General features: G+C 70.0%; 12 protein-coding genes. 7 read left to right on the top strand and 5 right to left on the bottom strand.

All coding sequences use genetic code 11. The features are described 5' to 3' along the window. Positions 1-193: 193 nt before the first annotated feature. Together AC07FY_RS22255 and AC07FY_RS22250 are read left to right on the top strand one after the other, a co-directional pair. Positions 194-802, top strand: a complete 609-nt coding sequence (locus tag AC07FY_RS22255; protein ID WP_479008786.1) for an SGNH/GDSL hydrolase family protein — start codon at positions 194-196, stop codon at positions 800-802. Positions 803-883: 81 nt separating this feature from the next. Further along, the gene (locus AC07FY_RS22250; RefSeq protein ID WP_479008784.1) at positions 884-1,837 is read left to right on the top strand and encodes an alpha/beta hydrolase; all 954 of its coding nucleotides are present in this window, start codon (positions 884-886) and stop codon (positions 1,835-1,837) included. A 208-nt stretch (positions 1,838-2,045) separates the two neighbouring features. On the opposite strand, the gene AC07FY_RS22245 is transcribed toward AC07FY_RS22250, so the two are convergent. Both AC07FY_RS22245 and AC07FY_RS22240 read right to left on the bottom strand, forming a co-directional pair. Then, entirely contained in the window at positions 2,046-2,693 is a 648-nt protein-coding gene (locus AC07FY_RS22245) for an HAD family hydrolase (protein ID WP_479008782.1), read from the bottom strand. An 8-nt stretch (positions 2,694-2,701) separates the two neighbouring features. Then, complete coding sequence (locus AC07FY_RS22240; RefSeq protein ID WP_479008780.1) at positions 2,702-3,460, bottom strand: DeoR/GlpR family DNA-binding transcription regulator; 759 nt, start codon at positions 3,458-3,460, stop codon at positions 2,702-2,704. Between the two features lie 73 nt (positions 3,461-3,533). On the opposite strand from AC07FY_RS22240, the gene AC07FY_RS22235 reads away from it, so the two are divergent. Further along, complete coding sequence (locus tag AC07FY_RS22235) at positions 3,534-4,808, top strand: MFS transporter (RefSeq protein ID WP_479008778.1); 1,275 nt, start codon at positions 3,534-3,536, stop codon at positions 4,806-4,808. Positions 4,809-5,041: 233 nt separating this feature from the next. Further along, positions 5,042-5,467 (top strand): hypothetical protein, encoded by a 426-nt coding sequence (locus AC07FY_RS22230; protein WP_479008776.1) that lies wholly within the window; start codon positions 5,042-5,044, stop codon positions 5,465-5,467. 337 nt (positions 5,468-5,804) lie between these two features. On the opposite strand, the gene AC07FY_RS22225 is transcribed toward AC07FY_RS22230, so the two are convergent. From AC07FY_RS22225 to AC07FY_RS22215, 3 genes are all read right to left on the bottom strand, one after another. After that, positions 5,805-6,782 (bottom strand): transposase, encoded by a 978-nt coding sequence (locus AC07FY_RS22225; protein WP_479008774.1) that lies wholly within the window; start codon positions 6,780-6,782, stop codon positions 5,805-5,807. A gap of 141 nt (positions 6,783-6,923) precedes the next feature. Then, a complete protein-coding gene (locus AC07FY_RS22220; protein WP_479008772.1) occupies positions 6,924-7,454 on the bottom strand; it encodes a GNAT family N-acetyltransferase in 531 nt (176 codons plus the stop codon). Between the two features lie 522 nt (positions 7,455-7,976). Continuing rightward, positions 7,977-9,008, bottom strand: coding sequence for an AraC family transcriptional regulator (locus AC07FY_RS22215; RefSeq protein ID WP_479008770.1), 1,032 nt, complete (start codon positions 9,006-9,008; stop codon positions 7,977-7,979). Between the two features lie 1,389 nt (positions 9,009-10,397). On the opposite strand from AC07FY_RS22215, the gene AC07FY_RS22210 reads away from it, so the two are divergent. The 3 genes from AC07FY_RS22210 (at position 10,398) to AC07FY_RS22200 (ending at position 14,629) form a co-directional block, all read left to right on the top strand. Beyond that, the gene (locus tag AC07FY_RS22210) at positions 10,398-11,348 is read left to right on the top strand and encodes an RNA-binding protein (RefSeq protein ID WP_479008768.1); all 951 of its coding nucleotides are present in this window, start codon (positions 10,398-10,400) and stop codon (positions 11,346-11,348) included. An 837-nt stretch (positions 11,349-12,185) separates the two neighbouring features. Next, a complete protein-coding gene (locus tag AC07FY_RS22205) occupies positions 12,186-13,175 on the top strand; it encodes a LacI family DNA-binding transcriptional regulator (protein WP_479009077.1) in 990 nt (329 codons plus the stop codon). Between the two features lie 470 nt (positions 13,176-13,645). Next, the gene (locus tag AC07FY_RS22200) at positions 13,646-14,629 is read left to right on the top strand and encodes an ABC transporter substrate-binding protein (protein ID WP_479008766.1); all 984 of its coding nucleotides are present in this window, start codon (positions 13,646-13,648) and stop codon (positions 14,627-14,629) included. Positions 14,630-14,662 lie beyond the last annotated feature (33 nt).

The raw sequence follows: 14,662 nt of genomic DNA, 5'->3' as shown, positions 1-14,662 counted from the left end.
GTCAGCCTCGGTGGACGACGTCGAGGCGCTCGCAGAGCACCTCGGGCCGGCCCGGTCCTGGCCGTGACCACGCCGGGAGTGGCGCCGTCGACTGCAGCGTCTTGCGCAGATGATCTTGTGCGGGCAGCATGACCTACTGTCAGGACATCACGGACGCCGAGCAGATGTGGCGACCGGACGGGAGGTGCATGCCGTGATCAGGCTGTCGGACGGACCCATGACCTGGGTGGCGACGGGGGACAGCATCACCCAGGCCGCGCTGCACACCCATGGCGCGCGCGGTTGGGTCGAGCACCTGCACGAGCGCGTCCGGTGGCAGCTGGGCCGGCTCACCGACGTCGTGGTCAACACCGGGGTCTGTGCGTGGGGCGCGGTCGACGTACTCGCGTCCCACGACCGCCTCATCGGCCGGTTCGAGCCCGACGTGCTGTCCGTGTCCCTCGGCACCAACGACTGCCTCGCCGGGGAGGAGGGGCTGCACGAGTTCCAGGACGCGATGCGCCGGATCATCACCGGGGTGGGCCCAAGTACGCAAGTCGTCGTCCACACGCCGGTGTTGGTCGGTTTCTCGGACCGGGAGCGGCGCGCGGCACTTCCCCTGTACTGCCAGGCCGCACGGGACATCGCAAAGGACACCGGCGCACTGCTCGTCGACCACGAAGCCCACTGGCTGGAGCACTACGGCACGGCTGACCCGATCGCGTGGCTCGACGACCCGGTGCACCCGAACGCGGCCGGTCACCTCCAGATGGCGAACCACGCCCTGCGTGTCATGGGCTTGGGCGAGCTGGACCCCCTTTAGGTCCTGTCGTCAAAGTCCTTCCTGGCCCGCGGTAGTTCGATGGCAGGACCTGGAGTTGAGCCGGACCGATCGGGAGAGACCATGGCTTTTGATCCGCAGTTCCAAGCCCTGTACGACCAGCGCGCCGCGCAAGGTGCCAGGCCGTTGTACGACATGACGCTGGCCGAGGCCCGAGCGGCCGATCTGGCCGCCGTCCAGGCCGGCGCCGGTGCTCCTGAACCCGTACGCGAGGTGTGCGAGGAGTCGATACCGGGGCCCGCCGGGACCCTGCTCGTCCGCGTCTACCGGCCCGACGCGGGGCCAGGACCCCTGCCCGTACTGGTCTACTTCTTCGGCGGCGGCTGGACACTGGGGAGCGTCGAGACAAGCGACGCGATCTGCCGGAGACTGACCAATGCCGCAGGCTGCCTCACCGTCGCGGTGGGATACCGCCTGGCGCCGGAGGACAAGTTCCCCGCCGCGCTCCAGGACTGCCACGCGGCCCTGCGCTGGACCGCCGAGAACGCCGCACGCCTGGGCGGCGACGCTTCGCGCATCGCTGTCGGCGGCGACAGCGCCGGCGGCAACCTCACCGCCGCGGTGACCCTCATGGCGCGGGACGCCGGCGGCCCGGCCATCCTGGCCCAACTGCTCGTCTACCCCAATACCGACTATCTCGCGGACACCCCGTCCCGCCGCGAGTACACCGATCCGCTGCTGTTCAACGACAAGTCCGTGCAGTGGTATTGGGACAACTACCTGAGTTCCCCGGAAGAGGGGGAAAACCCTCTCGTATCCCCGCTGCGCGCTCCCAGCCTCACAGGTCTGCCGCAGGCTCTGGTCATCACCGCCGAGTACGACCCGCTGCGCGACGAGGGCGAACAATACGCCCAACGCCTGCGCGACAGCGGTGTACCGGTGGAGTCCACGCGCTACCCGGGCGTCGCCCACGGATTCTTCGCCATGGCGGGCACCCTCGACGCGGGGAGCCGCGCACTCGAGCAGGCGGCCGCATACCTGCGCACCGCCTTCGCCGGCGACTCCACCGAAGCGTGATCACCTCACCCTGCCCCCTGCCCCCTGCCCCCTGCACCTGGCACCTGGCACCTGGCACCTGGCACCTGGCACCTGGCACCGATGATTCCGGCCGTGGCCGCGATCCGGTGAACAGTTCCGGCCGCGGCATCGGGGCGGCACAGGCCCAGGGCCCGCCACTGCCGGGTGGCAAAGCCCTGCACCCCTCCGTGCGACGTCAGCCCCGCGGTCAGTCTTCGGTCAGACCTCGGCTCGGGGAGGCTGCGTCGAGCCGGTGCTCGCGCAGCGTCGCGCGCAGATCGGCCACGCCGGTGAACACCGCACCGCGCAGGCCGACGGCACGCGCCGCGTCCACGTTCTCCTCCCTGTCGTCCACGAAGAGCATGTCCGCCGGTCGCCCGCCGAGCATCCGCACGCACCACGCGTATGCGCTCGGGTCGGGTTTGGCGCGACCGATCCGGCAGGAGAACCCGCACACTTCGAAGTACCTCAGCCAGGAGTGGTGCGCCTCGTAATGCGCCGCCAGCTCGGGTGGGATGTTGGAGAGCAGGCCGAGGCGCCTGCCCGCTGCCGCGAGCTCCTCGACGAGCCCCACCATCGCCCCGTCGACCCCGCTCCAACTGGAGACGTCGGCCTTGATGAGCGCTCCGATCCGTGCGGCGTCGAACCGGGTGCCCAGTACCGTCCCCACTTCGCGCCAGTAGCCCGGACCGGTCAGCTCACCCCGGTCGTACGGTGGGCGCAGCCGCCAGTACGCGTCCCAGAAGACGGGCGCGGGCGCCCCGGCGGTCGAGACGAGCACCCTTCCCATCTCCGGCGACTGGTGCTGTGCGATGACGCCGAACAGATCGAACAGGACCGTGCCTTGGGATGCCATGGTCTGTCTCACACCTTCCGTACGGTGACGCCGGCCGCCGCCAGGGCGTCGGTCACCCCGGTCGGCGCCGTCTCGTCGGTGACGACGGCGTGGAGCGCGGTGGGGGGCGCCACGAACGCCAGGGCGGTACGGGAGAGTTTCGCCGCCTCGGCGACGGCGATGGTGCGCCGGGCGGACGCGATCGCCGCGCGCTTGACGGCCGCGTCGGCGAGATCGTAGGCGGTCAGCCCGTCGTCGGCGGTGAGACCGCAGCAACCGATGACGGCCGTGTCGAAGCGGACCGCCGCGAGCGACGCTTCCGTGAGGGGTCCGGTCAGTGCCAGCTCGCCCAGCCTTGGTTCACCGCCCGGGAACAGCAACCGCACGGACGGTGCGCCGGTCAGCGCGTTGGCGGCGTGCAGCGACAGCGGCATGACGGTGACGCGGCGCTCGCGCAGTGCCTTGGCGACTTCCAGGCAGGTCGTCCCGCTGTCGATGACGACGGACTCCCCGTCGGCGATCAACGCGGCGACGTCCGCCGCGATCCGTCGCTTGACCTCCGCCCCCTCCTGCGCCCGTAGCGCGAACGGCGGTTCCTCGCCGCGGAGCAGCAGACTGCGCGCACCGCCGCGGAACCGTTCCAAGACGCCCTGTTCGGCCAGGATCTCCAGGTCACGGCGCACCGTCATCTCGGAGCACTCGGTGAGCTCGGCCAGCTCGGCCACGCTGAGTTCGCGCGCCTCTCGCACGGCGGCGGCGATGTTGCGGTGTCGTTCCGTGGTACCCATGAAGCAATTGCACGCGAGACATGTTCGAAAGTCAACCTATCGAACATAATCTGTGTTCGATATGGTCGATGTCATGAACGGACCTCTACGAGCCGCCCGGCTCGCCACCTTCGCCTTCTTCGCCTTGAACGGTTTCGTGATGGGCATGTGGATCGTGCACATTCCCGGGGTCGAGTCCCGTACGGGGATCAGTCACGCCATGCTCGGCTGGCTCCTGCTGTTGCTGGGCGGTGGCGCGTTCGCCGGGATGCATGTGTGCGGCCGCCTCACCGACCGCCTCGGTGCCCGCCGGGTCGTACCGGCGGGCGCCGCGCTGTGCAGTGCGGCCCTGGTGCCGCCGGCGCTGGCCGTCGACGCGCCGACCCTCGCGGTCGCGCTGTTCCTGCTGGGATTCGGCAATGGCTGTCTCGATGTCAGCATGAACACCCACGCCGTCCAGGTGGAGCGCCGGTACGGCCGACCGGTCATCTCCGCGTTCCACGCGGTGTTCTCGCTGGGCGGTGTTCTCGCGGCACTGGTAGGCGCGCGGCTCATCACCTGGGGCTGGGACCTCCGGGTGACCATGACAGCCGTCGCCGTGACCGGTCTCGTGGTCACCTGCATTGCCACTCGTGCTCTCCTCCGCCGGCCGAGCGGCGCCGACAGCCGCGCGCGCGGCGACGCCACGGCGGCCAAGGCCGCTACGACGCGCACGGACGCTGCTGCCGGCGGCGCGCACCCGGCCGGACGGCGGCCGACACCACGGCGGGTGTGGACCCTGGCCGTGCTGGCCCTGCTGCTCATGCTCTGCGAAGGCGTCGCCAACGACTGGAGCGTCCTGCACCTCCAGGACGTGCTCGGGGCACCCGCCGCCACCGCGGCCTTCGCCTACGGCGCCTTCGCGACGGCCATGACGGTGGGCCGGCTGCTCACCGACCGAGTCGTCGCCCGCACCGGACCGGTGTTCGTCGTTCGCTACGGCGCCGGCGCCGCGGGTGTCGGCCTGGCCGTTGCCGCGCTGTCCCCGTGGGTGGGGCCCGCGCTGGTCGGCTGGGCGGTCTTCGGGCTCGGGCTGTCCGGCTGCGTACCGCAGTTCTTCAGTGCTGCCGGCCACATGGAGGAGGACGCGGCCGGCGCCCATGTCTCCCGGGTCGCGGGGCTGGGCTATCTCGGCATGCTGGCCGGACCCGCCGTGATCGGTCCGCTGACCCACTTCGTACCACTGAACCTCGCGCTGCTGCTTCCGGTGGCGCTCTGTGCGGTGGCCGCCGCGGCGGCGGGCGTGCTCCGCACCGACCCACCGCCCTCGGCAGTGCCGGCGCCGCGGCCGGCGTACGACACTGCATCGAGCGACACGGACGCGGCCTGAGAGCCCGAGGGTGCCGCCGGCGGCCCTCGCTGCCGGTGGGGGACGTGCATCCCGCCCCGAGTTCCGGACGCGAGGCGCATGGCGTCGACGATGAGGATGATCGGGAAACGCTCTCGACCCTGGCTCAAGATCAACTCAAGCGCTAGCGTCCGATCGCCCCCGATACACCTGCGGCCGTCGCCCCGTTGCCCTCGCCGACCGCAGGTGCGACGCCGTCAATCCGAGGATCCAGGATGAAGAAGCACTCCAAGCTCATAGGCGCCGCTGCCGCAGGCATGTTGGCCGTACTCGCGGTGGCCACCCCCGCCTCGGCTTCCACCTACACCGTTACCTACCCCGGCCTCCATGCCGGTGACCTGTGCACCGATGAGCCGAACTACTGTGACGGGTCGGCGTCTTTCGTCCGTGACGGCGACCATCTGCTGGTGTGGGACAACAATGCCGACGGCCACTCGGTGATGGTCATGTACTACCGGTCCGACTCGGGTGACACGCAGATCCGGGACTGGAACCATTATGGAAAGGGATCCCGGCTCGACATCAACATGAACCTCCCGGAGGAGGGTTGGGTCCAGTACCGGGTCTGCCTCGGTGAATACGGCAGCCAAACGTACGACATGAACTCGTGTTCGGGATGGAAGACGGAGAACGCCCGCTGACCCGTCCGCCCTCAGGCCGTGAGGAGCACCGGCTGCCGATCCCTGTGACCGGCAGCCGGTCGCGGTCTGCGCGCCCCCACTCCCATCGACTTCTTGCTCCCGTGGCAGGCGACGGATGGCCGAGAACGCCCACGCGGGAGACGCCACCCACGAGGTCGAAGACGCCGCCCTTGGCGCCGAACGTGGGCGAGCGCTCCACCAAGCCGGGAAAGGCTCCCGCCTCACGACTCGCAGTACCACGTGCAAAAAGCAACTGACTGTGGGAGGGCCGGGCGTTACGACTTGGTCCGCGATTGAGGTTTGGACGTGCTGGCCTGGGGGGTCGGCTGGTGGTTGATCAGCAGGCGGCCTGCCGGGCGAGCACGAGCTCGGTGCTCGGCTTGCGGCGGGTCGGTCGGCGAGCCGAACGGTCTGAAACCAATGAAGCGATCGCCTGGTGGGTCGCGGCGTAGTCCTCGCGTGGGCTGGTGTAGCGCTGGAGCGGGTACGACTGCCGCAATTCGGCGTTGGCGTGCTCGACGCAGACCCGCTGCGACGACTGGCGTCGGCGCATCTCCCGCCAGGCATACTGCTCGCCGAGCGGCGCGTCGCCCTTCGGCTTCTTCGGAGGGGCGCTGATTTGGCCAGGGAACTCGTTGGCCAGCCCCCGGTACCCCTCGTCGACTTCGGCCGTCACCTTCGGATGGAGCCGGAACTGCTCGGCGATACCCTCGGTGCGCATCGCGGTCTGGTCGTGCATGGGGCCTGGGGGGTCCGCACCCGACCACAGCAGACGGCCCTGGCCGTCGCTGATGGTGGTGGTCTTGATGGTGTTCTGCCTCTTCTTGCCGGAGACGAAGGCCCGCCGTCCGGGCCTGCCTGCCTTCGGACGGCGAACCTGAGTCTCGGCGCCGTCGATCCGCAACCGGATCCCCGCGGCCTCGGCGTAGGCGAACACGTCCGCCAGGGTCCGAAGTCGCACGCCGGAGTGGTCGGGGACCGCGAAGCCACGCATGGCCAGCAGCGGGCGGATCTCCCCGATGGCGCGGGAGATCGTGGAGCGGGCGATGCCGTACAGCTCGGCGAGCGCGGCGTGCGGGAGTCCGGTGCGTAGGTGGACCAGGGTGACGAGCAGGCGGTCGGCGAAGACCAGGTCGTGCTTCGGGCCGGCACCGGCCTCCCGCTGCCGCTCGGCATCGCGCCGCTCATGAAGCTCCGACTCGCGCAGGGCGAGCCACAGATCGGCCAACTCTTCGATCACATCGCCTAGATGTGTACGCGAGACGCCGCAGAAGGCAGGATGGGTCAAGGCCGCACGGGCCCACTTCTGGGTCACACTGGAAGAACCCGTGCAGCCACTGCCACGTCACGGCTGCCCGCCGATGATCAATGGGTGTGGCTCTTCAGCTGGAATTGTCCGCGCTGGGAACTTCCCAGCGCAAGGGCAAACGCAGCAGGCGAAGCATCGGCCCGAGCATCAGGGCCTCAGTAGCCCGCCCACCCACCAGTCGTGTGGCTTGCCATCGTTGGCGATGCTGCGATTGCGCAGTGTCCCTTCGACGGTGAAGCCGAGTTTCTCGGCGACGGCACGCGAGCGGGTGTTCCCGGCCATGGCCCACCACTCGATGCGGTGCACGTCGAGCGTGGCCCAGCCCCAGTCGCACAGGGCCCGAGCGGCCTCAACCGAGTACCCGCGTCCGCGCTGATCTTTGACCGCCCAGTAACCGAGCTCCCAGACGCCGCGGCTGATGAGGGTCAGGCAGTACGAGCCGACCAGGGCACCGGTGTCCTTGCGGAACGCGCCGAGGGTGTAGTCCTTGTCCTCGGACCACTGGGCGGGCAGCTTCTCGCCGACGAGCTTCTCCGCGTCCGCCCGCCGGTACGGCACCGGCACCGGGGTGTAGAACTGGATGTCTTCGTCCTGGCAGGCCTCGTACACCGCATCCACGTCGGCAGGTGTGAAGGCCTGCAGCAGCAGACGGTCGGTCTCGAGAGTCACTGGATCCATCGCGGCAGTATGACCACCATCAGAAAGCGGCGGCCAGCGAATATCCCGACCGAGCACCGCCACCACAACCCCCCGGGCTGGTCAACGCTCGTCGCAACACCCCAGATCAGTTGCCTCCGAGGCGGAGCTACACCCACCATCAATCGCGGACCGAGCCATTAGCAGCCGTCTGGTCTGTTGGCGACGTGGGTGGCGGTGCGGCCTGTCGTGCCTCGAAGCAGTGCCCTGCCGACGGCCGCACCGGAAGCAGGCCGGGCCATGGCTGACGAGTGGTACTCATGATTCACCACTCTTGAACAACCACCAGCACACGAAGTGCGGGCGGACGACGGACATCGCAGCGGTCCGCGCGCGACACGCACACGTGGCACCTGCTGCGGATGTCCTCGTCCGCGAGAGGCACCGTCCCCCGCGCGGCGCCGCACCCAGCATCGCCCCGCTCGACGCCCCCTGCCATCCGCTCGCGGCCCGGTGGCCGTGCCGTTTGCGGATAGCGCGCGGCGCGCGGATGGCCGTGCGGCACTATACGGAACGGCCGTCCTTGCGGCGCAGCGTCTGCGACGGGGTTTCCCCGTACGTCTGCCGGTAGTAGGCGGTGAACCTGCCGAGGTGGGTGAACCCCCATCGCAGTGCCACCTCGGTGACGTTCCCCTCCGCCAGTCCTTCGGCCACGGCCGACAGGTCGCGGCGTACGAGACCCAGCCGGACGCTGCGCAGGTACGCGAGGGGAGTGGTGTCCAGGTGGCGGCGGAAGCCCTCGCGCAGGGTCCGCACGGCGACCCCGGCCGCGCGCGCCATGTCGGCGGCGCCGATCGGCTCGTGCGCGTGTTCCGCACAGAACTCCCGGGCGCGGTGTACGGCGCGCAGGACGGCGGAACTGCCTCCGCCGCCCCCGTTGCCGACGCCTGCGACCGCCGAACCGAGGGCATGGGGCTGGACGTCCAGCAGTCCGTTCACGAGGAGTTGCTCGAAGTGCGCCAGGGCGAGAGGGGAGAGAGCCGGCAGACCGGCGTCCGCGAACTCCGCGAATCGTTCGACCAGGCCCAGCCATACCCGGATCGGTGCCGTCCGAGCGTCGAAGACGGGATCGAACACCAGGGGGCTGTCCGGTGGTCCGCCGAGGCGGGCGGAGACGGCTTCGTCGACCACTTTGCGTGGGATGATCAGGATCCGGTTGCGGCTCTTCTCGTCCCACCGCATCGATAACTCGTGCCCTGGTCCCACGATGCTGAGCGTTGAGGGCAGTTCCTTGCCGTCCACGGTGACGGTGCCGTCTCCGGCGAGCGGGATGTGCACGTTGTAGAAGTCGAGCGGTGCACCGGGTATGACGTCGACCTCGGCGCCGTAGCCGAGTTCATACAGCCCGACGGGCCCGTCGTGCGTGCAACGGAAAATGCCGTCCAGCCGGTGGGTGTGCCGGACGTTCATGCGGTTCGGCGCGAACCGCGTGGTGATCAGCTCGTGCAACTCCTCGATGTCGTTTCCCCGGAAGAGCAGTCTTTCGTCCGCGAGTTCGCTCTTCCGCAGGTCCGTTTCTCCGTCGATGTCGCTCATCGGTTTCACCATCGTCAGACGCGTTCGGATCGGGGGTGGAGATCCACCCACCACAAGTCGAACGCATGATCGCATACCCCGCAGAGGTGCAGGCGGCTCGCGGAAGGCGCCTGTATGCGCTCAAGGCGGTCTGAAACGGCGCGCGTAGGCGAGGCGCTGTGGAACGTGGGACGGTTCGGCCCGTGCCCTACGCCGAGCTTCGAACGGTCCAAGGCGTGCGGCAGATGGTTGCGGTCCTGCCGGAGGCGAACTTCGACTACTCCACCTGCCGTTGGATGTCGGGGGGACGTTCCGGCGGGGACCGTGGCGCACAGGTCGCACACCCTGGCAGCAACCGCCCAGGGCGGCGTGGCTTCGTGCTCTGCTTCTCAGCCGTCCTGGCTACGGGACACGGTGTTCGGGTCGACCGGCCGGGCCTCGGGCGAGCAGTGAACCCACGCTGTGGCTCACGTGTTGCTCTGAGGCGGCGGGAAGCGAGTTGGTCACCGTGCTGTTAGGTGACTGCTGAGAGTGAAGTGCGCCGAAAGGGGGCGGTCGGGTATGCGGTGCGCGTTCCAGTGGATCGTGAGAGGCTCGGGCGAGACGCGGACTCTGGATGTGTAGGACGTCGCGTTCCTGGCGGGCGGCGCCCGGCGGGTGGTGGATTGCGCGGTCGTCGCACTGAACCGGCGCGGGCTGCTCGTCGTACCCGCCTTGCATGTGCGTGCGGTGGACGCGGAGCCACCCATGCATGCGGTCGAGTGCGCTGTGGTCGCCTTCTGCGGCCGCACCAGGAGCGTCGAGGTCGAAGCGATCGGCCATGGGCTGGCCGTATGGGGCATGGTGTCGGGCGCGGATCATCAGGTGACCACCGCGGGGCGGCGACACCTCCGGCAGGCCAAGCGCGACCCGCGCATGCCGGCATACATCTTCGCCGAAAGCGACACGCTCCGGGAGTGGACATTGCGGCCCCCGGCCGGTCGCGCGCAGGCGGTTCCACCCGGCTCTGGCCCGACGCCGAGGCGCAGCGGCCAGGGTCCGACGTCGGTGCGCAGGTTCCCGCGCATGGGCGTCGACTCCGGTCCACACTTCGACGGCGGTGACCGGGGAGGCGGCGTGGGAGGGGCGGAGGCGGTGAGTGAATGCCACGGGCCAGTTCGCCAGGGGTCGGGTCGGTTACTGCAGAGGATTCCCGCGGCTCCGAGCTGTGCATCGTGGTTGTCCATCCAGGCCATCTACCGCGCTCAGTCACCGCGGCGAGCGCGACCGACCGCGATGGTTGGCCCTTGAGAGTGCTCCTTGGTCTCTGAGCGCGAAGGATGGCCGGGAGGGCAGCTGATGGATCACCTTGATCAAGCTCTTCGGGACCGGGGCTACGCTGGCACTCTTTCTGACCGTCCAGGGAGCAGCGTGCCGCCGTCCTACGCCTACCGGATCACCAAGTACGACCCCGCAGACCGTGACGAGCGCGGCTGCTACACCGGTGCCGAGGAGGCGGTCAGTGACCACGGGCCGGTCGAAGCGGCGTACCTGGCGGCGATCGTGGCGTTCGCCGAGGCTTCGGGCATCGACCGACTGGAGATCCGTGAACCCGGGGTGACCGGCTTCGTCCACTTCGGCGTGGAGCAGTCGGTGGAGGGACACGGCCTCGGTGGGCTCTTTCCGCCCGACCTCACCGGCTATCACGACGGGGCAGAGGTTTCCCTTCCGGTGGCTCTGGAGCTGGTCCGGGGGATGCTCCGCGACCAAGGTGCCTGGTGTCGGCTGGAGGCGGGGGACCTGTTCACCGTGCACGTCGGGTGGGACCAGTACATGTATGTGGGCAGCCACCGGCTCTGCACTCAAGCCGTGGCCCGCACACGGGAACTCGGCCTCTTCCCGGAACCGCTGACCATCTCGCCCTACGCCGCGGAACTCGAGGAACCCGGCGTGACGGAGCCGGCTGACCAGGACTTCTGGGCGCGCGTGCGTACGGAGCTTGCCTCACGGCAGGCGGTCCTCCTGGAGGAGACCTACGTCCGCAACGCCGCACGCTGGCACCGCCTCACGCCGGAAAACCTCGACGCGGTGCGCGCCGGCCTCGTCCCGCGAGCCCTGTTGACCGTCTGGCCCGACATGACCCCCGACGTCGGCGCGGTCCTCGCCGCGCTGCCCGAGGAGGACTCCGTGGAGTTTGTCTGGGAGGCGCGGGACGGAACGATCAGACACGCGATCGTCGACGACACCGACTACCAGCAGCTCCCCGCCCTGGTGGCCGGCGCGCGAGCGGCCTGCGCCTTGTCCTTGTACCTCGACCGACGCCACCCGCTGTTCTGCGCCGCCCTGCCCGACAGCGACGGCGTGCTGCGAGCCCGGTGGTGAACCGGTTCACGCCGGGCGGCGGACTGCTGCTATGCATTGCCGTTCAAGGGCCGGAGTGACGCTGCACGCATTCTCGTCGCGGCCGCGGAGCAGCTCACGCCCGGTCTGGTCCTGGACGCTGAGGTGCGGTCTGGGTTTTCGAGGCGAGCGCGTTGCCCTTCGAGGGGTTGCAGCACAGCGCCGCCGGCCGCGCCCGCACCGCCCCGGTGTTGCCTGCCCGCCTACTTCGTGCGACGTCCTCCAGGGCGAGGGTGGCGTGGAGCTGCTCCCCCTGCCGTACCGCCGGCACCGGCGCAGGCTTGAGGTGCTCTCTGCCGGACGGGGGCGGTCCGCACCGTGGACGCGGGTGGACGAAAGTGCGCCGCCGCGACACCACTGAAGGGATCAAGCGCTACGCCGCCGGTCTCATCGCCGAGCAGGGCGAAACCGCCCCGCGGAACCCGAACCATGACCACCCGGGCGGCCACGTCGCCGCGACCCGCCCGTCTGGCCGCACCGACCGGCCCGGCGGCGCCTCACGCGGTGCGCCCGGCGCGGGGCGGTTGGCGGGTACCGGCCCGGATGCGGATGCGGATACCCACCCGGATGCCGAGACAGATGGGCTACGGACGGGGCGGGAATGTGATCGTGAACAAATACACTCTCGGGAGCACTCGTGAGACAGTCGTAGCGTCCGCGTGGCAGCCTCTGTCACCGGCCGGATCCCGACAGCGGACCCGCTGCCGCGCACCGGCTCGCGCGGACAACCCGGCCGGCAGCCGAGCCGCACCGATATGACCGACGAAGGGGCCTCGAGTGGGAACAGCGAGCACCGAGCCGGAGTCCCGCCAGCCCGTGATGGCGGATGTGGCGCGGGTCGCGGGCGTGTCCCACCAGACCGTGTCGCGGGTGCTCAACGGCGCACCGCACGTACGGCCCGACACCCGGGACCGGGTGCTCGCCGCCATCCGGGAGCTGGACTACCGCCCGAACTCGGCCGCCCGTGCGCTGGTCACCCGCCGCTCCCAGACCCTCGGCGTGGTCAGTTTCGGCAGCGCCCTCTACGGGCCCGCGTCGATGCTGGACGGGATCGAGCAGGCCGCCCGCAGCGCGGGCTACTTCGTCAGCGTCGCGAGCCTGCGCTCGCTGGACAGCCGCTCCGTACAGGAGGCGGTGGACCGGCTCCGCGACCAGGGCGTGGAGGGCATCGTCGTCATCGCACCGCAGATCTCGGCGGTGAGCGCCGTGGCGAAGCTGTCCAGTGCGGTGCCGGTGGTCGCTGTGGGGTCGGGCAGCGAGTCCCGGGTGCCGATGGTCGCCGTCGACAACGAATCGGGGGCGCTGGCCGCCACCCGGCACCTGCTGGACCTCGGGCACGGCACCGTCCACCACGTGGCCGGCCCGTCCGGCTGGTTGGAGACCAGAACCCGGCAGGACGGCTGGCGCAAGGCCCTCGAGGCCGCCGGTGCCGAGGTGCCGCCCGTGCAGAGCGGTGACTGGAGCGCACGCTCCGGGTACGAGGCCGGTCTGCGGATCGCAGAGGACCCGCTGGTCACGGCGGTCTTCTGCGCCAACGACCACATGGCCCTCGGCCTGCTCCGCGCGTTCCACGAGGCGGGCCGGGCGATTCCGGGCGACATCAGCGTGGTCGGGTTCGACGACATCCCCGAGGCCGCGTACTTCGCGCCGCCCCTGACCACCGTGCGTCAGGACTTCGGCGAGCTGGGGCGCCGCGCTCTCGAACTGCTGGTGGAGGAGCTGACCGGCGTCGGCCACGCCCGCAGCCATGTGCTGGTCTCGCCGGAGATGGTGCTGCGCCGCAGTGCCGGCCCGGCCGCGCGCAGCTAGGCCCTGTCGTCGAAGTCCCGCCTGGCCCGCGACGCCCGGCACCGCACCTCCCGGCGTTGTCGGGGCGCCCGAGTACGTCCCGTACACGGGCGCCCTCCGCCGTGCGATGCACGGCACCGGACGCCGCGGGCCTGACCGGCGCCACTTCGACGACACGACCTGGCGAGGCCCCTGACAGGCGCCCGCACAGGAGGCGCCGGGGGCCGGTCAAGATTGGGTAACGGCCTGACGGCCCCCTTGTCGCGCCGATTGTTAACGCTAACAATCGCACTCAAGCGAAACGGCCCCGCCCCATCCCGTTCACGTGGACGACATCGGCCGCATCGCCTCCCGCACCATGCCGCGCCGGGCGCCCACCGCCCCCACGGTGTTTCCGCCGGCCCCGTGCCGGTCGGCGCCGACCCGACGATCCGCCCGCGTTCGCTCCGTCCGCGCCGGATCGGCCTCCCCATCCGAGAGGAATCCCCAAGATGTCCAAGAGAGCTGCGGCGGCCCTGGTCGCCGGCGCGATGGTCGCCGTTCTGTCCGCTTGTGGTTCCGGAGGCGGCGGCTCGGCCGCGGGCAAGGACTCCGGGGGGCCGCTCACGGTGGGCTTCTCGCAGGTCGGCGCGGAGAGCGGATGGCGCACGGCCAACACCAAGTCGGTGCAGGAGGCCGCCAAGAAGGCCGGGGTCACGCTGAAGTTCTCCGACGCCCAGCAGAAGCAGGAGAACCAGATCAAGGCCATCCGCTCCTTCATCCAGCAGAAGGTGGACGTCATCGCCTTCTCGCCGGTCGTCGAGTCGGGCTGGGACACCGTGCTCAAGGAGGCCAAGGCCGCGCACATCCCGGTCGTGCTGACGGACCGGGCGGTGGACTCCAAGGACGAGTCGCTCTACGCCACCTTCCTCGGCTCGGACTTCGTCGAGGAGGGCAAGAAGGCCGGCGACTGGCTGGTGAAGGAGTACGAGGGCAAGGGCGACGCGGTGAACATCGTGGAGTTGCAGGGCACCACCGGCTCCGCCCCGGCCAACGACCGCAAGGCGGGCTTCGCCGACGTCATCAAGGCCGACCCCAAGTTCAAGATCACGGCTTCCCAGACCGGTGACTTCACCCGGGCCAAGGGCAAGGAGGTCATGCAGGCGTTCCTGAAGTCCCAGCCGAAGATCGACGTGCTCTACGCGCACAACGACGACATGGCACTCGGCGCCATCCAGGCCATCGAGGAGGCCGGCAAGAAGCCCGGCACCGACATCAAGATCATCTCGGTGGACGGCGTCAAGGACGCCTTCACCGCGATGAGCCAGGGCAAGATCAACGTCCTCGTGGAGTGCAACCCCCTCCTCGGGGACCAGCTGATGGACCTGGTCAAGAAGGTCGAGGCCGGGGAGCAGGTGCCCCGCCGGATCAAGACCGAAGAGGGCGTCTTCACCCAGGACCAGGCCGCTGCCGCCCTGCCGACCCGCCAGTACTGACCGACCCGGGTGCCCCGGGGCCGACCCAGCCGG

This window comes from Streptomyces sp. NPDC045967 (genome assembly GCF_056430495.1).
Note: the sequence above shows the minus strand (reverse complement) of the source record. Positions and strands in the feature narration are given on the sequence as shown.

Coding starts and splice junctions, on each gene's coding strand:
- AC07FY_RS22245 (WP_479008782.1), bottom strand. CDS start 2,693: ATGGCATCCCAAGGCACGGTCCTGTTCGATCTGTTCGGCGTCATCGCA.
- AC07FY_RS22205 (WP_479009077.1), top strand. CDS start 12,186: ATGGCGGATGTGGCGCGGGTCGCGGGCGTGTCCCACCAGACCGTGTCG.
- AC07FY_RS22250 (WP_479008784.1), top strand. CDS start 884: ATGGCTTTTGATCCGCAGTTCCAAGCCCTGTACGACCAGCGCGCCGCG.
- AC07FY_RS22235 (WP_479008778.1), top strand. CDS start 3,534: ATGAACGGACCTCTACGAGCCGCCCGGCTCGCCACCTTCGCCTTCTTC.
- AC07FY_RS22215 (WP_479008770.1), bottom strand. CDS start 9,008: ATGAGCGACATCGACGGAGAAACGGACCTGCGGAAGAGCGAACTCGCG.
- AC07FY_RS22230 (WP_479008776.1), top strand. CDS start 5,042: ATGAAGAAGCACTCCAAGCTCATAGGCGCCGCTGCCGCAGGCATGTTG.
- AC07FY_RS22200 (WP_479008766.1), top strand. CDS start 13,646: ATGTCCAAGAGAGCTGCGGCGGCCCTGGTCGCCGGCGCGATGGTCGCC.
- AC07FY_RS22220 (WP_479008772.1), bottom strand. CDS start 7,454: ATGGATCCAGTGACTCTCGAGACCGACCGTCTGCTGCTGCAGGCCTTC.
- AC07FY_RS22240 (WP_479008780.1), bottom strand. CDS start 3,460: ATGGGTACCACGGAACGACACCGCAACATCGCCGCCGCCGTGCGAGAG.